Consider the following 19,324-nt stretch of genomic DNA (forward strand, 5'->3'; position numbering starts at 1 on the left):
GTAAAATATACAACTACGATAGCTGACACATAGTTTGATGAGGCTGGAGGTTCTCTCCGCTTACGACACGATACGATGTAAAGAATATAACGGTACAGTTATGCCAATGTATCAGCGGCTTTCTTCCACTACGGATTGTCCTGATGAGCCATCGCCACTGGTCCAGTGCCAGGTTTCGTGCAGGCGGATCCGGCCATCGGGCAGGAGCTCAGGTACGGAGCGGCATACTCCGGTCATCAACTCTCCGCTGCTATTGAGGTGGTGGTAGCGCATATCCAGAATGCCCTGTGGGTCAGCTTTGGCTATAAGTGAGCCTTTTATGACACTGCCTCCTGCGTATTCAGCCCATACAAGATCTCCCTGCTGATGATAGTAGAAAATGGTTTGGCTATCGACGTCACCATTGTCGGTATTAGAGCTGGAACGGAAAGTTTTCTGATCGTAATGAATCATAAGTAGTTGTGGAGATTCCTACGTAAATTAAGGAAAAATGATCGTAATACTACTATGAAAGTTAAACACGCGATACCTCTGATCAGAATTTTTGATGAAGCCAAGGCTCGCGCCTTCTACGTAGACTGGCTGGGGTTCAATGTTGATTGGGAGCATCGATTTGAAGAGGGAGCACCCCTGTACATGCAGGTATCTCATCCCGCCGGGATCATGCTCCACCTGACCGAGCACCACGGCGACTGCACCCCGGGCACTAAGGTATTCGTTGATTGTGAAGGGTTGGAGGAGTATCACCAGTTGCTGATAGCCAAACAATACCGGTACAATCGTCCCGGCCTGGAGCAGGCGTTCTGGAATGCTCTCATTATGGAAGTAGTTGATCCTTTTGGGAATAAGCTCCTGTTCAGTCAGTCGATGGAGTAGTAGTTTTTACTCTTATGAAGAAGATGACAGGGGCTTTAAATAATGAAAGAGGCCCGCAAGCCTCTTTCAGAATCATCTTCTCTTTTAACGCGTAGCCAGTGGATCTGGTTTTCCGTCGGGATCACCATTAACGCTTCCACGTGTTTGAACTGAGCCCAGTAGTAGAATACCACATACGTGTGGAGCAGCCATAGAAGTACCGCTGATGGTATTGTAGCCTCCGCCTTTCCAGGTAGAAAGAATACTTACCCCCGGTGCACAATAGTCGATAGGTGGGTTACCGAAGTTTGAGAAAGAAGCGAATGCATCCGCAGAATTATGAGCCGAAACCGTATAGACATTGGTATGATTTACCCGGGCTGGAGAGGCTGTATTAGCATCAGCTGAGCTGTTACCGGCGGCAATGGCAAACTTAATACCCTTCCGCACTAAGTACAGCATTATCCAGAGCGCTTGAAATTCCGCCGCCCAAGCTCATGTTAGCAACGTCACCCGGCTTTGCATTGGTTGCTACATATTCAACACCAGCAATAACGCCTGAGTTGGAACCACTACCGCTAGAGCTGAGTACTTTTACAGGTACTACTGTGGCACCCGCCGCTACCCCCACTACTCCTATGTTGTTGTTGAGAGCGGCTACAGTACCCGCTACGTGCGTGCCGTGGCCGTTGCCATCATCAGGCGTATTATCTCTGCCCGATGTAAATACTGACATACCACGCATTTGGTCTACATTCAAATCCGCATGATCAAGGTCTATACCGGTATCGATAATCCAGGCAGTCTTGCCAGTACCGTCGCCAGCACCGCCTACTTTGGTGATACCCCAGGGGGTAGTTTGAGCAGGCTGGGTAGAACCGCCACCGGGCTTACCACCTTTCTGTACAATCGTGACCTCATAGTCTTCTTCAATGTAGGCTACGGCCCCATCTTCAGACAGGGCTCGCAGCTGGGCAGGATTAAGCCTGGCTGAAAAGCCTTGTATAGCATTTGAATACACATAGCCCAGGTTGGCTTCGTCGGCTCCGTGCTTTTTCAGCAGGCCAAGGGCCTTGCCTTTCATCTGGGCACCTAAGCCTCTGATGGCGGCATCTTCCTTTAACACTACTACATACTGTCCTGGTATAGGAGCTACTCCCTGACGGGCAGAGCGAAGCGTATTCGGCTCGGGAGTGGACTCTTGATCGCTATAGGGCTGACTACACCCAATAAGCAAGCCGATAAGGCTCGCAGCAAGGATACTCTTTTTCATTGTACTGTTGATTAAGATGGATAATTAAGGGAATTTGTATTTTCTAGTTACCATTTTTTTATTCAATAATCCAATTTCTGGTTACAAAAGAAGGTGCCACTTAGTAACCGGTCAGAGCGGTAGTAGTAATGATGTAGAAAATGAAAATTTGGAGCAGGTGAGTACTCACACTACCTCTGTGAAGCAACCATCCAGACTACTTCCGTAGCGATACCATGACCCCTCCGCTGATGATCAATACGATACCTATGATCGTAGGCAGATCGGGAAAAGGGTCGCCCAGCCACAGGCCCAGTATAGAAGAGAATACAATGTTGGAGTAACCAATGGCGGCAACGCGACCGGCTTTGTCGTAGGTAAAGGCTTCGGTCAGGAATACCTGTCCTCCTACTGCTATGAGTCCCAGGGCGAATAGGGCCACCCACTGTACCACGGAAGTAGGCCAGTGAAAGGTACCAAGCAGGAAGTCAAAAGAGGTATCAGGGTAGTAGGCGCCAAGGATCATGGAGATAATGGGCATCACGATACCAGACAGCATAAAGGAGAGGATAATGGCGCGGGTATCGTAGTACTGGCTCAGTTGTCGTATAGCCAGGTACGCGATAGAGGTCAGCAAGGCGTTGCTCAAGCCGATGGCGTGGTTGCGGAGGGGCATAGTCAGGTCGGGCCTGAATACAAAAAGGACGCCGCCCAGTCCCACTGCAATGGCGGCCCATTCGCGGTAGGTAAGGGTTTCGCCTACGACCAGCCACGACAGCAGGGCCAGAAATATGGGATACGTATATTGATAGGTTGTAGCCGCCCCCAGCCCCAGCGTTTGTACAGCGTAGAAGAATAAGTACAGCGATAGAGTACCTATAACTCCCCGAAAGATGAGCAGCCCGAGCCGGCCGCCTTTTTGATTAAGTGGTCGCTTGATAACACTGGCTCCGACAAATACGACTCCTACAATATTACGGAACAGTACCAACTGAACTGTGTGAAAGTCAGCGCTGAGCCACTTGGCTATCGCGCCCACTACCCCAAAGCATACCACCGCTCCCAGCATGTACACTATGCCTTTTTGGGAAACACCGGTAGTAGGAATGTCGGAATGTACAGTAGACAAAACAAGAGGTTTTGGGCAAAGGTAATGGATTTCGGTTGATTGCGGATTTGGTACTTCCAACCGCGCTACGTACCTTTGGCCCAGATTTTGGTGCCTGATGCCTCTTCAGAGGGGCTTCCAAGGCTTAATAGGGAATACCCGTGCAAAACGGGAGCTGTCCCCGCAACTGTAAGTCTCACACTAATACCACAGCTGGTTCTATACCCTCATAGCCACTGTCCCTTTCAATGGGGACGGGAAGGCCGGAGCCAGCGAGACAAGCCAGGAGACCTGCCAAGATCAATCCGCAATCACGGTTTTCGGAGGAAAGGCCACGATAGCGTACAATTAGCTAATTCCTTATTTATTCACCACCGCTGGTAGCCCGTTGCTGCCACGGAGTAGATTTGTTTAGCGTGTATAACGTACGACTGGTTCGGGTATATTTAGTGCTGTGGGTAGTACCTCTACTACTGATGGCTCCACAAGGCTATGCGCAGCGTAGCATGCTGGCGGATTCTATTTCGTTAGAAGCTGTTACGGTACATGGTTCTGCTCCTGAGCGCTTCATGGCGGGGCTGAAGGTACAGCGGCTGGACTCTATCACCATACAGCAGTTCCGGTTTCAGCCACTGACAGACTTACTGACTTTCACCACGCCGCTGGCTTTCAGAAATTATGGACCAGGGCAGTTGACGACGGTATCTTTTCGGGGTACTTCTTCCAACCATACCGCTCTCCTCTGGAATGGCATCAACATCAACCAGCCTACCCTGGGGCAGACCGATTTTTCCACCATACCCGTAGCTGGTTTTGATCGCCTTTCGGTGCAGTACGGCTCATCGGCCAGTGTGGTAGGTACCGATGCCGTAGGAGGGAGTATCCTATTGGGAAGTGCTCCACAGACCGAGCCAGGGCTATCGCTGATGGCAGGGCGGCAGCAGGGAAGCTTTGCCAATCAGCAGACACAACTGGGAGCCCGCTACGGCGTGCGCCTAAATAATTCCTGGACCTTTTCCGGAAAAACGCTGCTCTACGACGGGCAGATGAATAATGACTATCCCGACCGGCAACGCCGCGGGTACGCCCTCGAGGCTACGACCACGGCTCAGCAGGGACTGGTACAGGACCTTTTCTTTCATAATACTAAGGGGCATCGGCTATCGGCGCACCTGTGGGTGACGGATAACCAATTTACTCTTACCCCCGAAAACCTCAGCTCGCGCGAACTGACCCGCACCCAGTCCCGACGTACCATGGTACAGTACGAAGCTGGTGCCTGGACCCTGCGCTCTGCCTGGATTCGCGATATCATTGACTTTGGCCGGGGCGACTTCTCCGATATGAGTCATTCCGAAACCGACCGCTTTGCCAACCGTCTGGAGCGGGAGTTTCAGTGGAATCTGGGGCAGCCTGCTTCTTCTCTGACGCTACGTATAGGAGGAGAGTGGTCACACTACCGCACCCGGGTGGATGGCTACGTATTGCCCGTTATTACGGAAGACCGTGGTGACCTGTTCGCGCTGATGCGCTGGCAGGCTACGCGTCGCTGGCTCGTATCGGCCAATCTGCGGCAGGCTTTTGTGACCCGCTTCGACCCTCCGTTTACGCCTTCGGTAGGAACCGAGTACTTTGTATCGGAGAGTGCTAAGCATCTGCTGACAGCGAGAGGCTCCGTGGGGCGTAGCTACCGGGTACCTACACTGAATGAGCGCTACTGGAAAAACTTAGGGAACCCAGACATCCGCCCGGAGAGCGGACTGAACAAGGAAGCCGGTGCCGAGCTGAGACTCTCTCCTAACGCGATCCATACCTTTACCACCTCCCTCACCGCCTACCACAACCGCGTAGACGACTGGACCTACTGGAATCCGGACCGGAACTACCGGGTCGAGAACCTGCAGCTGGTAGTAGCGCGGGGGCTGGAAGCCCAGGCAGGCTGGCAGGGAAGCTGGGGCCAGCTGACAGCTGGGAGCCGGGCTATCTATGCCCTGACTCGTACTTCGCAGGAGCGGGTATATGATGTGTATGCGGTTGACATAATTGGCAAGCAACTTGTATATGTACCTATCCATAGTGGTACGCTTACTATCTATCTGCAGCGGGGACGCAGCCGCCTGACGGGACAGCTACAGGCAGGTAGCAGGCGCTACTACACTTTCGATAATACCAAGTACTTGCCTGGCTACATACTGGCCAACCTGCTGGCGGAGACTACCCTTAAGTGGGGAACCTGGCAGGGACGTCTGCAGGGACAGGTACACAATGTATTGGATACTTTTTATCTCAACGTAAAGCGCAACGCCATGCCGGGGCGACATTTTTCTATTAATCTTTTATTAACGTACAATTCTAAGTAACATGAACAAGCTAGTACTAAGGGTATTGGGAGTGGGGTTATTGGCCGGAATAAGCTGGTCCTGTCAGGAAAGAGATCCTGAACCACAGCAGGCCTACGATAACGGAGTATTTGTACTGAATGCCGGTAACTTTACGGATAACAACGGAAGTATATCCTTCTTTAACCGTGAAAAAACAACGGCCGAGGGAGACATATTCTTTAAAGAGAATGGTGCCGCCCTTACCGGTGGTGTACAGGGCTACGCCGAAGGAGGAGGTTATGGGCTGATCCTGGTGGATAACAGTACCGCCGGACAGGACAAGGTAGAGATCGTAAACAGCGGTACCTTCAAGCGGGAAGCTACTCTGGCGGCACCTGATATCGAGAACCCCCGTTCGGTAGTGGTAGTGAACGCTACTAAGGCGTATGTAGCATGCTGGGATGCTACCGGCGATTTCTCTAACTTCTACAAAAATCCCGGCTACATAGCAGTAGTGGATCTTGTTACGAAGAAGGTGACCAAGAAAATTGCGGTAAACAAGGGTGCCGAGCGTATGGTGCAGGTAGGCAATGATGTGTACCTGGGCTACGTAGGTGACGCCAATAGCATTACCGTAATAGATGCGGGTACTGATGCCATTAAGCGGAGTATTCAGGTAGGAACGGCACCTAACCCAATTGCGGTAGATGCCAATGGTAAAATATGGGTGTCGTCGGGCAAAGAGGTGGTACGTATCAACCCCCAGTCCAATGCCGTCGAAACAACTCTGAAAGTAGGTAGCGATCTTAGAAAGTCGGCCAGCCACTTTGCCATGAGCCCTGATCGTCAGAATATCTATTTTTTGTATTCCTTCTACGATGCAGCGGATGGTTATAAGCAAAAAGGTGAAGTATACCGCTTCAGCATCAACGATACCAGCATCAGTGCTACGCAGCCTTTTGCAAATCGTGTGTTCAGTGGCTTATCAGTAGATCCCATGCAGGGATTGATCTACGCAGGAGTGACGCCTTCCTTTAAGCAGTCAGGCTATGTACTGAGGTACCGTACAGACGGATCGGTGGTAGATTCAGTTAAAGTGGAGATAGCTCCGTCAGGATTCTATTTCAAGCAGAAATAAAGTGGGCTAAAGATATTGCGTCCGGTTGGGGTAGTACATTCAGTGAATGGATTACATCCACCGGGCGCCCACACCAGCAGGGCTTATTTGAAGAAACCCTGTGGATCAGGAAGCTTCTCGCGGAGCAGGTCTACAAACTGTAGGTTAATGAGCGAGAAGTTGAGCTTGCGGCCGTTGTGCAGGTGTTCCCACGATTTATCAAAGTTGCCCCGGTAGTACTCGATCAGCGCTAGGTTATAGTACGTTTGGGCGTAGGTAGAGTCCAGTACGGCGGCGTGCTTCAGTACCCGGTCGGCCTCATTCAGGTCTTCTACCTCACTGACCAGAGCATAATGCTTCAGCTCTACGGTCGAAAGATCAACCAGCAGCGCTACATTGTCCGGTGATAAATCTACTCCTCTCCGAAGCATTCGCTCGGCATCCACCAGTTTATCTTTCTGATAGCATACCACTCCCAGTCCCCAGTAGGCGTCAATATTCTTATCGTTCAGGAGGTAAGCCAGGTTGAAGCGGTAGGTAGCCGTATCAAGCTGGCCTTCCTGGAGGTATTCCCAGCCACGCGTAGCAAAAAAGGTGCTGGCCTCATCGCGACTGGCAAACATCTTGTCACACTCGCTGAGGAACCTGATTTCTTCGTCGATCTGAGCGGATGTCTTGCCCATTTCTCCAAACAGGGGCAGCACGTGGCGTTCAGCCAGGGTCAGGGAGCGGGTTTGGGACACATTGGTGTCGGGGGTATGTCCGTTCCGGGCTAGTTGAACAGTCTGTGCTACTACGCCAAGAGGCAATAGACAAGCCAGTAATATACCAATGTAAACCTTCATTGAGAGTTGTGAAACAGAACCATGCATTTCCGATGAAACGCTTCCCGATAAGCTATTATTGTATATAGTCAACAGCAGTGCCCAATCAGTAACTTACCCGTGAGCCAGCTACCCAAGGTAAACAGAATTAAGTAATTAGCGGCTACCTGTACGGCTAATATTATCTAGCGGCGCGATCCTCTCTTAGGCCCGCCTTTCGAACTGTTTCCGCCTTTCCCCCCGCTTTTCTTATTGGGAGTAGTATGGTATTGTTTTTTCTTCTCATGAAAAGCCCCCTTGAAGGTGGGATCTTCGCGCTTTTTCTGATTATCTATCTCACGGAGCATATTCTGACGTTCTTCCATTGGAGTAGAGCCTATCTCTACCTCATCCGGGAGCGGTTCACGGGGAATCTCCATCCGTATCAATTTCTCTATTTTTCGGATGTGGTACTCATCAGCCATGGTCATGAAGGTGATGGCTTCGCCAGTACGGTTGGCCCGCCCCGTACGCCCGATCCGGTGTACATAGTCTTCGTAGATAAGAGGTACATCAAAGTTTACCACATGGCTCACCTCCGTCACATCTATACCCCGCGAGGCGACGTCGGTAGCTACCAGTACCCGTACATTACCTTCCTTGAAGGCCTCCATGGCATTAATGCGGGTATTCTGACCTTTATTTGCGTGGATAACCCGTATAGCGCCTTCGGCTACGACTTTACGTTCCAGAAACTTGAATATGTTATCGGCTATTTCCTTGCTGCGGGTAAAGATCAGGACCCGGCTAAATCGCTCCTCATCCTGTAGCAGATGGGTCAGCAGGTTGATCTTGGTCCGGCTGTTAGGTACTTCGTAAAGGCGCTGTGTCACCATCTCGGCCGTGGTAGCCGAAGGCGTCACCTCCACCCGCATCGGAAACTCCAGAAACTCATGCGACAGGCGTTCGACTCTTTCGGAAAAGGTAGCCGAAAAAAGCAGGTTCTGGCGCTTGGTCGGTATCACTTCCAGGATGCTCCGGATCTGTGGCATAAAGCCCATATCCATCATCTTGTCAGCTTCGTCAAGTACCATAGTATTGATATGCTTCAGTACAATCTCTCCTTTGAGGTAGATGTCCAGAAACCGGCGCGGGGTACTTACCAGTATATCTACTCCCTGCTGCACTCCCTCAATCTGTGACTTAGGCCCTAGCCCTCCGTAGAGGGAAACGGTACGGATATCGGTATAGCGGCTTAGTTGGGCGATGGTCTCGGCTATCTGCATCACCAGTTCACGGGTAGGGGCCAGTATGAGTGCCCGTGGGTGCTGTCCCTGGGCGTACTTGATCTTCATCAGGATGGGCAGCACAAAGGCTGCCGTTTTGCCGGTACCGGTTTGAGCAATACCTAGTACATCATGACCCGCCTGGGCAAGCGGCATGGCCTGCTCCTGAATAGGGGTAGGCTGGGTATAGCCAGCTTCCTCAATGGCGTTGAGGAGCTGACGGTTGAGTTTGAACTGCTCAAAGGGGTTGGTTGATGTTTCTTCCATACCACAAAGGTACGAAAACTAAACGAGGTCTGGGGCTTATGCCGTCCCGGAGGTCTCTACCTGGTCCGGTACATACTCCAGTATATCCCCCGGCTGACAATCCAGCGCGGCACAGATGGCTTCCAGTGTTGAAAAACGTATGGCTTTGGCCTTGCCCGTTTTCAGAATAGACAGATTAGCCATGGTGATATCTACCTTCTCAGCCAGCTCAGTCAGGGACATCTTGCGACGGGCCATCATTACATCTACATTGACTACTATGGCCATCGCTATATTGTCAGTTCGTTTTCCTGCTGCAGTTCAACACCCCGCCTGAATACCTGCGCAATGATGTATACGATACCAGCAGCTAGTAGGTAGGCGCCGTTGATGTTGAAGGTTATAAGGTCTTTCCCGATTTCCCCCATAGCGTTCACCACTTCGGGCATGCGCTTGTTGAGGTAGTGATTAAAGCTCTTATTAATAAAACTAATGATCCATATAGAGAGCAAGACGTAGCTGATAGCTAAAAGCTTATTGGCTACGGTAATTGTGAATGGACTACTCAAATTCATCTCTGACAGTAGGTCCTTTACTTTTTGCCATAGCTGAGCGTAAAGAACATGGACTGTCAATGTGGAGCTGGCAAGTAGTAGAAGTACACCTACGTGGGGGGCAGGTAGGTCAGGCAAGCTTTCGCTGAGGGAAAACGCTATCATCAATCCTGCCGCTACGACTGCCTGAACAATAGCTCCAATAAATACTATCCATACCACTACACGTAGTAGGTTTAATACGCCTTCTGTTCTCATAGCTTTTTTGAAGTTGATGTTGGTGTAGCAAATGTCGATAATTATTTATTGATTATCAATAAATAATTATCGACATTTTTAATAAAAAGACCAGTACAGATACCTGTTATAGATTCAGTACTGGCATTTATTGTATATCAGCCTATTGTATGAGATACTTACATATCCGCCGTCAGCCCCTCTACCATCTGGGCCGAACCTGTGTAGAAAGGAGATCGCTGGTGCATGGAGTCCGGTTCTACGTCCAGGATGTTACGGTAGCCGTTGGTGGCTTTGGCACCGGCCTGCTCGGCTATGAAAGCCAGCGGGTAGCACTCGTAAAGCAGGCGAAGCTTGCCCTGCGGATCTTTGCGGGTAGAGGGGTACAGATAAATGCCTCCTTTGAGCATATTGCGGTGGAAGTCAGCTACCAGTGAGCCAATATAGCGGGCCGAATAGCCATCTCTGCGGCTGTCGGTAATAAATTGCTGCACGGCGTTATCGTAGCTGTTGTAGTAGGCATCGTTGATGGAGTAAATACTACCCTGTACGGGGCAGCAGATATCTTTGTGCGAGAGGATATATTCACCCAATGACTGATCGTAGGTAAAGCCATTGACCCCGCAACCCGTCGAGTATACTAACATGGTAGAGGAGCCGTAGAGGATATAGCCGGCCGCTACCTGCTTACGTCCTCCCTGTTTGAAGTCCTCGACCGTGGCCTGACTACCTACGGGAGTAACACGCCGGTAGATGGAGAAGATAGTACCTATTGACACATTCACATCGATGTTGGAGGAGCCGTCCAGCGGGTCCATGGCTACAACGTACTTGCCATGATCATTGCCGGTGTAGATAATATCCTCATCCTCCTCGGATATAATGGCGCATACCTCTCCACCATTCTTGAGCGCCCTGATAAATCGTACATTGGCCACAACATCCAGCTTTTGCTGGTGCTCACCCTGTACGTTGGCGGTACCGTTGGCCCCCGTTACATCCACCAGTCCGGCTTTGTTGACCTCCCGGTTGATGATCTTCCCGGCCAGAGCTATGTCACGCAGCAGTTGTGACAGTTCGCCGGTAGCGTAAGGGAAGGCGCTCTGGCTGCGCATAATAAAGCGGTCGAGGGTGACTCCTACCGGTAGTACGAGTTCTTGTGTGGACTTTACGCTCATGTGGATCAGGATTAGATATAGGTATGAAGTAAAGACGAGAAGCAGCAGCCTGACACCTACGGGAAGTGTACTATTTTGAGCAAACGGTAGAGTAGAAGCCGGTAGCTACAGATCAGAAGCGGTCCAGAACGCGCTCCACAGCGCTCAGGTAGCTCTTACCGAACAGGTTGACGTGTACCAGCAGGGGGTAAAGATTATAGATAGGGATGCGCTCCTCAAAGCCCTCTTCCATCGGAAATACATCGTAGTAGGATTCGTAAAACGCGGGATCAAAGCCACCAAAGAGAGACGTAAAGGCGATCTCGGCTTCGCGCAGCCCGTAGTGAGTAGCCGGATCTACCAGACATACATAGCCATGCTGGTCCACGATGACATTGCCCGACCACAGATCACCATGTACCAGGGCCGGACGCTCGCGCGGTAGTATACCGGGTAAGGCTTCGTACAGGGCCTGAAACTTATCGTACTGCTTTTGAGAAATGAGGTTGTTGTACAGAGCCAGCCCCGCCTGTGGCTTGAGCCGTTGCTCTATAAAGAAGGTGACGCCGTCGCTGTGGAGTGCATTATTCTGGGGCAGGGAGCCTATGTAGTTGTCAAAGTGGAGTCCAAAATGCCTCTGGGTGTGGGAGTGTAGCAGCGCCAGCGACTGTCCAAAGCCCTCCCAGTAGTTGTGCTGGATATAGCCCGACTGGATGAATTCAAGGATCAGATACGATTTGTCGCCCCGATGGCCGTGCCCGATTACCCGCGGCACGGTGAGTACATCCGCGTCCAGCAGTAGATTAAGTCCCATGGCCTCGGCCACAAACATGTCTTCCTTCTCTGCCGTATTCCACTTGACAAAGTACGAGCCTTCGGAAGTCATGAGCTGCACCGACATATTGATGCTGCCGCCTGATACCAGCCGCACATCCAGTAGTTCGGGGGCGCTGCCGAAGGTCTCATAGAGTACACCTGCCAAAAATTGTACTTCCTCGTCGCCGGTATGCATGGGTTATTCCAGGTCAGAAAGTTTATCTACTATCTTAGAGTCCTATGAAGCGAACTATAACTTCTATGTACTACTTTGATAAGTGATAAATCTACAAGATAAACTCTAATTTCCAATAGCTGGCCCCTTTTATCAATATTTTGCTGATTCGCTCACCCTGATTTATAATCCAGGTATATTCTTAGCAAGTGTCGCCTTGAAAACGCATAAATGATGCAACGCCAGCGGGCAACCGTCCCAATATAAAAGCGGGGTTAGCTGGTGCTTCTTAATTTAACCATAGATGAAAGGGTAGTGTATATTTTACTCTAACAGGTTTGCCATTAGAGTAGCCCGGTGTCCAAACAGGGGAGCTTTCGAAAACCCTCTTGGCCTCCGCTGTGATATCATCTACTGCTTTCTTTTTCAATATTTCATCAGATCTCTTTCTATAGAAACGCATTTTTTCAAAGTCAAGAGAATCAACGGATAGCTTTCCAGTCGAGTCGATTAAAAATTTGATCATAACAGTACCTTGGTAATGAGTTTTTTCTGCTGATTCTGGATATTTAAAGTTTTTACTAATGTAGGCAAAGAGTGCTTTATAGCCACCAGGAAACTCTGGCTGTACTTCATGTACAGTATGGGCAGAATCTGCTTTTGTAACCTGGGCCATTGTTGAAGTACCAAAGATGATTAGAAGCAAACTTATAAAGAGCCGTAGCTTATTCATTATGGATAGAGGGTATGTTTTTATGAAGCAGAAATATACTAAAAAAGCGTTGGTAGCCTAGTCGGTGCTACCAACGCTTTTTTAGTATATCATAATGGTAATTATCCCAGTCGCACCAGTGCTTCCTTGATGGTAGCGATTTTGGCGTCGGCTTGCTTCTGACGTTCTTTGCTCTACGACATCAACTCGCTCACCCTGATTTGCAATCAGGACGGTCCCCCGCTGGGGTGTATTCTGATCGCGTTTATAACGCAGCTTGGCACGTGTCGCGTTGAAAATGCTAAAAGATCAACGCCAGCGGGCGACCGTCCCAGTTATAAATTGGGGTTAGCGGTTTTATTCAAAAGGGTATTTGATGTTGGCTGGAAGCGGTTCTACTACCATTTTCATCCATTGCCCATCTACTTTGATAACGACAATATTATTGTCTTTGTCGTAGAACATGGTACCGTTACCACTTCCTTTCAGCTCTTTAAAGTTGACATATTTAGCGTCTTCGGTGTACTCTCGTTCGGCATCAGCCTTTACTTCCTCGGTACGGAGATCCTCTTTGCCTATATTACCCAGCGTGAGAGCGTTGGTGAGGCGTAGAGAGCCGTAGAAAATAGCCTTATCGCGTCCAAACAGAAATGAATGTTGACGCACGTCAGAGCCAAGTTTAAACCAATTGTAGGCACTTTCAGAGTGGTCGTACACCGTACTGTAATAGTAGGCTTCCGCTACGGGACGACCCTCCTCCGTATGCTTTATTGACCAGCATAGTAATGCGCGATTTATCGTCGCGGGCGTAACCCTCAAATACATGGTACCCCCAGCGCTTGCGGTTGCGTTCATTTTCATTACCGCGTACCTGAATCATGTACGGAGTACTTAGAATGCCGTCAATGGTCGTGTACATGGGGGTAAGTTGCGGATTAAAGCCGAAGTGGTAGCCACGGTCACGCCAGCGGTGCCAGGTCGTGTCAATATCTGATGATAGTTCCAGCCGCTTCTGCTCCGATTCTTCTGAACCCGGAATAAGTTTGAAGTACGCTGGAAAAGGGGAGGTACTCTGTGCATTGGCTAGCGTAGCCAGGCAGAGTAAGAGGAGGATAAAGGGAAGTTTCATGGGAAATGCAAGTAGGTTTGATACCTTATTGCTAAAGTAAAAAAAGCGGAGACAGTTACTCGTCTCCGCTCTAAGGTATTCATAAACAGTGTCTATCCCAGCCTCACCAGTGCTTCCTTAATAGTAGCAATCTTGGCTTCGGCGTCGGCTTGCTTCTGACGTTCTTTCTCTACGACATCGCCTTTGGCATTTTGTACGAAGCGCTCGTTCGATAGCTTCTTCTGTACTGAGGCCAGGAAGCCTTCGGTATATTCCAGCTCTTTGAGCAGGTTTTCGCGCTCGGCTTCTACGTCTATTTCACCCGCCAGGTTGATGAAGAACTCATCCGACCGCACCAGGAACGACATACCTTCGGCCTGCTCCGATACATACTCAATAGCCGCTACGTTGGCTAGCTTACGCAGCAAGCCTTCCAGTGACTGATATAGATCGGGTGTTTCGGTACGGATAGCAAGCGGCAGTTCTACTTTAGGGCTGAGGCCTTTGGTGTTACGCAGGTTCCGGATGGCCGAAACGACTTCTGATAGTATTTCGAACTGGTTGATCAGGGTAGTATCAATCGCTCCCGGCTGCGGGTACTCAGCTACGCAGATAGAGTCATTCTGGCCGCGTTCGCGGATATTCTGCCAGATCTCCTCCGTAATAAATGGCATGAACGGATGCGTCAGGCGCATCAGACGGTCAAAGAAGTCAAGGGTAGCTTCGTAGGTAGCCGGATCAATCGGCTGCTCGTACTCAGGCTTGATCATCTCGAGGTACTGCGAGCAGAAATCGTCCCAGATCAGTTTGTACACCGCGTTCAGAGCATCCGACATCCTGAACTTATCAAACAGGTCATGTACTTCGGCGAGTGTCTGGTTCAGCTTGGACTCAAACCACTGCGTAGCCAGCTGTGACGCCGGGTTTTGCGCCTCTTCGGATACCGTCCAGCCTTTTACCAGACGGAAAGCGTTCCATACCTTGTTACAGAAGTTACGGCCCTGCTCTACCAGCTTCTCATCGTACAGCAGGTCATTACCGGCCGGTGAGCTGAATAGCATACCCGTCCTGACACCGTCGGCACCGTACTGGGCTATGAGGTCCAGTGGGTCGGGTGAGTTACCCAGCGACTTGGACATCTTGCGGCCCTGCTTGTCACGCACGATACCCGTCAGGTACACATTCTTGAATGGGTACGTGTTGCGGTACTCGTAACCGGCAATGATCATACGTGCAACCCAGAAGAACAGGATTTCGGGAGCGGTCACCAGGTCGTTGGTAGGGTAGTAGTAGTTAATCTCTTCGTTGTCGGGGTTATTGATCCCGTCGAATACCGATATAGGCCACAGCCACGACGAAAACCAGGTATCCAGCACGTCGGGGTCCTGCTCGAGGTCAGCCTCCGTAAGGGCAAATAGCAGCAGCTCGTGCTGTGCCTTACGCAGGGCTTCGCGCTTGTTGCGGGCCACGATCACGGTACCATCTTTGAGGTAGAAGGCCGGGATACGGTGGCCCCACCACAGCTGGCGGCTGATGTTCCAGTCACGGACGTTCTCCATCCAGTGGCGGTAGGTGTTCTTGAACTTCGGCGGAAGCAGTTGTACCGTGTCGTTCATTACGTTCTCGAAGGCTGGCTGCGATATTCGCTTCATCTTCAGGAACCACTGCTCCGACAGCCGGGGCTCTATCACCGCGTTGGTACGTTCCGAGTGCCCTACGTTCGACTTGTACTCTTCTACTTTCTCTATATTTCCTGCTTCTTCCAGCAGCTTGATGATTTTCTTACGGGCTATAAAGCGATCCTCTCCTACCAGGATCTGCGCCTTCTCATTCAGGGTACCATCTTCGTTGAGCAGGTCTATGGTGGGCAGGTTGTGCTTCTTACCCAATTCGTAGTCGTTCTGGTCGTGGGCGGGTGTTACTTTCAAGCAACCGGTACCAAATTCTACCTCTACATACTCGTCGGCAATGATCGGGATGGCCCGGTTGATCAGGGGGATCAGGGCTTTCTTGCCTACCAGATGCTGGTAACGCTCGTCGGTCGGATTTACGCAGATGGCTACGTCGGCCATGATGGTTTCGGGACGAACCGTAGCGATGGTTACGTACTGGCCTTCCTCGCCCTCGATGGCGTAGCGGATGTACACCAGTTTCTGCATCACCTCCTTCATGAGTACCTCCTCGTCCGACACGGTAGTACGGGCCTGGGGGTCCCAGTTCACCATGCGGTGACCCCGGTAGATATCGCCCTTGTTGTACAGGTCTACGAATACATCGATAACGGCATCATACAGGCTGGGCTCCATCGTAAAGCGGGTGCGATCCCAGTCGCAGGAGGCACCGAGCTTACGCAGCTGCTGCAATATGATACCGCCGTACTTGTGTGTCCACTCCCAGCAGTACTCCAGAAACTCCTCACGGGTCAGGTCACTCTTGTTGATCCCCTTTTCACGGAGCATGGCTACCACCTTGGCTTCCGTCGCGATGGAAGCATGGTCGGTACCGGCTACCCAGCAGGCTTCCTTGCCCTCCATACGGGCCTTACGCGTCAGAATATCCTGAATGGTGTTGTTGAGCATGTGTCCCATGTGGAGTACCCCCGTTACGTTCGGCGGCGGGATCACGATGGTATAAGGCTCCTTGTCCGGATTGGGCTTGGAGTTGAAGTACCGGTTTTCGATCCAGTAGCTGTACCACTTATCTTCTATCTCCTGGGGAGAGTACGTCTTTGAAATCATATGGGTTGACTATATCCTGAAACTACTTAAACAGAGCCATCGGCAGAGCGAATCGGCTTGTTTTAAGGCGCAAAGATAAAGAAAAGAGAGACGTAATGGGGAAGTTTGTAGGGGGAAGTTGGAGGTATTCAGCAGATGAGTAGGAGAAGCCTAAGCTATTTATTCCGTGGACTTGCAAGTACATAAAGTACCTGTTCCAACGTCACACTTGGGAAGTCTTCTAAAAACTCTTCCAATAAAATTCCTTTCTCCAGATGCCAGATAAGTGTTTCTACCGGTACACGGGTACCAGCGAAAACAGGCTGTCCACTCTGGATTTTAGGGTCTATCGTGATGTACTTTTTCAAATCCTCCATAGCCAGTTAATAATACTTCTCTTGAAGATATACTTTCACCTCTTGAAGATATCTTCTTCGTAACGTTGGGTTTGTTTTGTGGCAGTTAACTACCAAGTCTTTTCAAACTTCCAACCTAGTTTTATAAGCCCTATAACTTTTCTCCAACTTGTATATTCTCTTACTGCATCATTCGTTAGTGAACTAGTCTAGAGATTCTATTTTACTGTTGTTCATCGTTTTAACTTCGAGTTCAATAATCAGAACTGCAACAAGTTTGAGGGGAGTTCAATCATTAGGGATTTATCTGTCTCTACTTCATCAACTCGATGGTTATATATAGTTATAAGCTTTTTAAAGCTGTTGGTGAGATTATCTTTATTAAAGTCACTAATCTCATCAATATTTTCAGAAACGAAAGATTCTATGGATTCAACAGCTATCTGCTGTTCGCTAACTTGCTCGGCATTTTGTCGCGTGCCAATGAGCTTATTATCAGGTACAAGTAAAAATGGCTTGAGGCCTTGTGAGATGTTATGTTTGCATTTTTCATAAACAGCTGGCATTGGTGCAACAGTAATATGAAAAGCCGTATGGCCAATCAGGAAATCACCAGGGCGTTGAGTTTGCATATCGGCTGTACTCGCTGATTCATTAGAAACATTTATGTTAGGAAAGCGAAGTTGAAGTTTAGCACCTACCAAGTGCTGCGCGATAAATCCTGCCTTGCCTTCGGCGACCGCTGTCTGTAGTAAACTATGAATAACATGCCAAGTGGAATGTGAAGGATTGAATGTTAACTTTATCTTTTGTCTATTATGGAAATCCTTCACTCTATCCACAAGAAAAGATTGCATAAAGTATAAATATTCATTCCTTTCTTCTTTATCTTTATCTTCAAGATTTAACTCTTTAAGCATTTCAAGCAGTGCTTTAACCTCAGCAGGTCCACCTCGATTAGTTCTCCCACCCTCTTTAGCGAAGGGACGCTCTTCTCCAAAAGCTTTTAATATGCTAGCCACAGCAGCGCCACTTGCGCCTTTAATTTGCATTCCACCATCTGCAATATGGGCACTAAAGTTTAAATTATAGTCTGTTATCAAGCGATTCAATACAACTAATGCTGTTGCGATACTACCATTCGCAGGGCCATTATTTGCTTTTACTACTTTTAAAGATTGATACCATTTAATAAATTCTTCAGGAGGCTGCTGCATATTGATCTAATCGAGAAGCTTTTTTATTCAAAATTTTTGAGAGTTCAACGTTAAGGTAATTTTCTGCAATCCAACTAATGACAGGTACACAAACAGCATCTCCAAAGCCAAATAATGCTTCTGTTACTGTTCCTGAAATATTGAAGTTATCTACACCCATTAATCTTGCACATTCTTTTGGGGTCAAAAGACGTACATTCACATCTCCCTTTCCTACTTGAAGTAGAATTTGCCTTGCGCTACCACCTTTAGGAGTTCGTAGGCAACCAGCAATGCCATCAAAACGAATTTCAGCCATTGATTTTCCATCTCTTACTCTTCTGAAGGCAGTATAATATTCATAATAACATTTTTCTTTCTGCTCAAGTATCTTAGAAAGATGACGTTCAAAGGTTTGGTTTAGTAAGTATTCGACTCTTTCTGTATTAAACCATAAGGATGAACTCTTAGGTATATCTTCAACTATATCAGCTATACTCAACCTCAGAACAGGTAGCTTAGGCAAGTCAAAGTTTATATCCCAATTTATCTCAGGATGGTTAAATATAAAGTTTCTAAGCTTTACGGGCCTTAATTCCGTTTCAGGGAAAAAAAGTTTTACAGGAACAGGTGGAGAACTCAGTAGCTTTCCTATAATAAAAAGACGAATGCGGCTTTGTGGTACAAAATGAACTGCATCTATAATAAATGTATCAACAGCATAACCTAAGTCGTTGAGAGCTAATAAAGCATCTCTGAAATCTCTCCCGTCATGAGACGTTAGGAAACCAGTAACATTTTCTAGTAATACTAGCGGTGGCTTCTTACTGCCCATACCTTGTAATATTTCTATAAACCCCCAAAAAGCTGATGAATGTTCTCCCTTCAAGCCAGCTCTACGTCCTGCTAAGGAAAGGTCAGTACAGGGAAATGATGCTGTTGCTAAATCTGTTTGTGGTATTATTGCTGGAGAAACCTTATGAATGTCCTCTAATATAAAATGGTTTTCTGGGTCTTGAAAGTGATTCTGGTAAAGTTTCTGTTTGACCGGATCAATATCGTTGGCAAGAGCAACTGTCCAACCGGCTTGTTCAAGTCCCGCACGCATCAAACCAATTCCCGCAAAATATTCAGCCACTGTCTTTTGTTGTGATAAGTCGTTCATTACCAAGTTATAGTTTGCCAATTAAAGATGCTTGTATTTGGCAGTTAGTTGCCTAACACAAAACTAAGAAAGTAGACACTTGATTCAATAGTTCATAGGAAATACTTTCAATTCATTGGAAGTATTCACTCTTGCCCTGCAAC

Annotated in this window: 18 protein-coding genes, 1 pseudogene and 1 riboswitch; of the genes and pseudogenes, 3 read left to right on the top strand and 16 right to left on the bottom strand. The window is 48.9% G+C overall.

Features of this window, described 5'->3' with window-relative positions:
- Positions 1 to 111: 111 nt before the first annotated feature.
- Entirely contained in the window at positions 112 to 453 is a 342-nt protein-coding gene (locus JUB14_RS02425) for an avidin-fold protein (protein WP_207504174.1), read from the bottom strand.
- A 54-nt stretch (positions 454 to 507) separates the two neighbouring features.
- On the opposite strand from JUB14_RS02425, the gene JUB14_RS02430 reads away from it, so the two are divergent.
- Complete coding sequence (locus tag JUB14_RS02430) at positions 508 to 876, top strand: glyoxalase superfamily protein (RefSeq protein WP_207504175.1); 369 nt, start codon at positions 508 to 510, stop codon at positions 874 to 876.
- 84 nt (positions 877 to 960) lie between these two features.
- Here the strand turns inward: JUB14_RS02430 and JUB14_RS02435 are convergent.
- Positions 961 to 2,128 (bottom strand): annotated as a pseudogene (locus JUB14_RS02435) (S8 family serine peptidase).
- Between the two features lie 196 nt (positions 2,129 to 2,324).
- Positions 2,325 to 3,236 (bottom strand): DMT family transporter, encoded by a 912-nt coding sequence (locus JUB14_RS02440; protein ID WP_229367486.1) that lies wholly within the window; start codon positions 3,234 to 3,236, stop codon positions 2,325 to 2,327.
- Between the two features lie 71 nt (positions 3,237 to 3,307).
- A riboswitch (cobalamin riboswitch) is annotated at positions 3,308 to 3,528 on the top strand.
- Positions 3,529 to 3,631: 103 nt separating this feature from the next.
- On the opposite strand from JUB14_RS02440, the gene JUB14_RS02445 reads away from it, so the two are divergent.
- Positions 3,632 to 5,575: a TonB-dependent receptor plug domain-containing protein gene (locus tag JUB14_RS02445; RefSeq protein WP_310586063.1), complete on the top strand. Its 1,944-nt coding sequence runs from the start codon at positions 3,632 to 3,634 to the stop codon at positions 5,573 to 5,575.
- 1 nt (position 5,576) lies between these two features.
- Positions 5,577 to 6,674, top strand: a complete 1,098-nt coding sequence (locus JUB14_RS02450; protein ID WP_207504176.1) for a YncE family protein — start codon at positions 5,577 to 5,579, stop codon at positions 6,672 to 6,674.
- Positions 6,675 to 6,757: 83 nt separating this feature from the next.
- Here the strand turns inward: JUB14_RS02450 and JUB14_RS02455 are convergent, their stop codons facing one another.
- The 13 genes from JUB14_RS02455 to JUB14_RS02510 all read right to left on the bottom strand — a co-directional run bounded on the left by JUB14_RS02455 (position 6,758) and on the right by JUB14_RS02510 (position 19,181).
- Positions 6,758 to 7,498, bottom strand: coding sequence for a tetratricopeptide repeat protein (locus tag JUB14_RS02455; RefSeq protein ID WP_207504177.1), 741 nt, complete (start codon positions 7,496 to 7,498; stop codon positions 6,758 to 6,760).
- A 164-nt stretch (positions 7,499 to 7,662) separates the two neighbouring features.
- Complete coding sequence (locus JUB14_RS02460) at positions 7,663 to 9,009, bottom strand: DEAD/DEAH box helicase (protein ID WP_207504178.1); 1,347 nt, start codon at positions 9,007 to 9,009, stop codon at positions 7,663 to 7,665.
- Positions 9,010 to 9,045: 36 nt separating this feature from the next.
- Entirely contained in the window at positions 9,046 to 9,276 is a 231-nt protein-coding gene (locus JUB14_RS02465; RefSeq protein ID WP_207504179.1) for a helix-turn-helix domain-containing protein, read from the bottom strand.
- Between the two features lie 2 nt (positions 9,277 to 9,278).
- Positions 9,279 to 9,800 carry a DUF2975 domain-containing protein gene (locus JUB14_RS02470; protein WP_207504180.1) on the bottom strand — a complete coding sequence of 174 codons (522 nt, stop codon included), beginning with the start codon at positions 9,798 to 9,800 and terminating at the stop codon, positions 9,279 to 9,281.
- A 158-nt stretch (positions 9,801 to 9,958) separates the two neighbouring features.
- The gene (gene fbp, locus JUB14_RS02475; protein WP_207504181.1) at positions 9,959 to 10,957 is read right to left on the bottom strand and encodes a class 1 fructose-bisphosphatase; all 999 of its coding nucleotides are present in this window, start codon (positions 10,955 to 10,957) and stop codon (positions 9,959 to 9,961) included.
- Between the two features lie 112 nt (positions 10,958 to 11,069).
- Positions 11,070 to 11,948, bottom strand: coding sequence for a fructosamine kinase family protein (locus JUB14_RS02480; protein ID WP_207504182.1), 879 nt, complete (start codon positions 11,946 to 11,948; stop codon positions 11,070 to 11,072).
- Between the two features lie 268 nt (positions 11,949 to 12,216).
- Positions 12,217 to 12,660 carry an energy transducer TonB gene (locus JUB14_RS02485; RefSeq protein ID WP_207504183.1) on the bottom strand — a complete coding sequence of 148 codons (444 nt, stop codon included), beginning with the start codon at positions 12,658 to 12,660 and terminating at the stop codon, positions 12,217 to 12,219.
- Between the two features lie 336 nt (positions 12,661 to 12,996).
- Positions 12,997 to 13,305, bottom strand: coding sequence for a hypothetical protein (locus JUB14_RS27640; RefSeq protein ID WP_229367487.1), 309 nt, complete (start codon positions 13,303 to 13,305; stop codon positions 12,997 to 12,999).
- A gap of 34 nt (positions 13,306 to 13,339) precedes the next feature.
- Entirely contained in the window at positions 13,340 to 13,768 is a 429-nt protein-coding gene (locus tag JUB14_RS27645) for a hypothetical protein (protein ID WP_229367488.1), read from the bottom strand.
- 92 nt (positions 13,769 to 13,860) lie between these two features.
- The gene (locus JUB14_RS02495) at positions 13,861 to 16,485 is read right to left on the bottom strand and encodes a valine--tRNA ligase (protein ID WP_207504184.1); all 2,625 of its coding nucleotides are present in this window, start codon (positions 16,483 to 16,485) and stop codon (positions 13,861 to 13,863) included.
- A gap of 155 nt (positions 16,486 to 16,640) precedes the next feature.
- Positions 16,641 to 16,841, bottom strand: a complete 201-nt coding sequence (locus JUB14_RS02500) for a DUF433 domain-containing protein (RefSeq protein WP_207504185.1) — start codon at positions 16,839 to 16,841, stop codon at positions 16,641 to 16,643.
- A 239-nt stretch (positions 16,842 to 17,080) separates the two neighbouring features.
- Positions 17,081 to 18,037 carry a DUF4928 family protein gene (locus JUB14_RS02505; protein ID WP_207504186.1) on the bottom strand — a complete coding sequence of 319 codons (957 nt, stop codon included), beginning with the start codon at positions 18,035 to 18,037 and terminating at the stop codon, positions 17,081 to 17,083.
- Positions 18,021 to 19,181, bottom strand: a complete 1,161-nt coding sequence (locus JUB14_RS02510; RefSeq protein WP_207504187.1) for a DNA cytosine methyltransferase — start codon at positions 19,179 to 19,181, stop codon at positions 18,021 to 18,023. The genes JUB14_RS02505 and JUB14_RS02510 overlap by 17 nt, the downstream gene beginning before the upstream one ends.
- Positions 19,182 to 19,324: the final 143 nt, after the last annotated feature.

It is taken from the genome of Telluribacter humicola, assembly GCF_017355935.1.
Classification (GTDB): domain Bacteria; phylum Bacteroidota; class Bacteroidia; order Cytophagales; family Spirosomataceae; genus Telluribacter; species Telluribacter humicola.

Coding starts and splice junctions, on each gene's coding strand:
- JUB14_RS02505 (WP_207504186.1), bottom strand. CDS start 18,037: ATGCAGCAGCCTCCTGAAGAATTTATTAAATGGTATCAATCTTTAAAA.
- JUB14_RS02480 (WP_207504182.1), bottom strand. CDS start 11,948: ATGCATACCGGCGACGAGGAAGTACAATTTTTGGCAGGTGTACTCTAT.
- JUB14_RS02510 (WP_207504187.1), bottom strand. CDS start 19,181: ATGAACGACTTATCACAACAAAAGACAGTGGCTGAATATTTTGCGGGA.
- JUB14_RS02450 (WP_207504176.1), top strand. CDS start 5,577: ATGAACAAGCTAGTACTAAGGGTATTGGGAGTGGGGTTATTGGCCGGA.
- JUB14_RS02430 (WP_207504175.1), top strand. CDS start 508: ATGAAAGTTAAACACGCGATACCTCTGATCAGAATTTTTGATGAAGCC.
- JUB14_RS02500 (WP_207504185.1), bottom strand. CDS start 16,841: ATGGAGGATTTGAAAAAGTACATCACGATAGACCCTAAAATCCAGAGT.
- JUB14_RS27645 (WP_229367488.1), bottom strand. CDS start 13,768: ATGAAACTTCCCTTTATCCTCCTCTTACTCTGCCTGGCTACGCTAGCC.
- JUB14_RS02485 (WP_207504183.1), bottom strand. CDS start 12,660: ATGAATAAGCTACGGCTCTTTATAAGTTTGCTTCTAATCATCTTTGGT.
- JUB14_RS02455 (WP_207504177.1), bottom strand. CDS start 7,498: ATGAAGGTTTACATTGGTATATTACTGGCTTGTCTATTGCCTCTTGGC.
- JUB14_RS02495 (WP_207504184.1), bottom strand. CDS start 16,485: ATGATTTCAAAGACGTACTCTCCCCAGGAGATAGAAGATAAGTGGTAC.
- JUB14_RS02460 (WP_207504178.1), bottom strand. CDS start 9,009: ATGGAAGAAACATCAACCAACCCCTTTGAGCAGTTCAAACTCAACCGT.
- JUB14_RS02470 (WP_207504180.1), bottom strand. CDS start 9,800: ATGAGAACAGAAGGCGTATTAAACCTACTACGTGTAGTGGTATGGATA.
- JUB14_RS02425 (WP_207504174.1), bottom strand. CDS start 453: ATGATTCATTACGATCAGAAAACTTTCCGTTCCAGCTCTAATACCGAC.
- JUB14_RS02465 (WP_207504179.1), bottom strand. CDS start 9,276: ATGGCCATAGTAGTCAATGTAGATGTAATGATGGCCCGTCGCAAGATG.
- fbp (WP_207504181.1), bottom strand. CDS start 10,957: ATGAGCGTAAAGTCCACACAAGAACTCGTACTACCGGTAGGAGTCACC.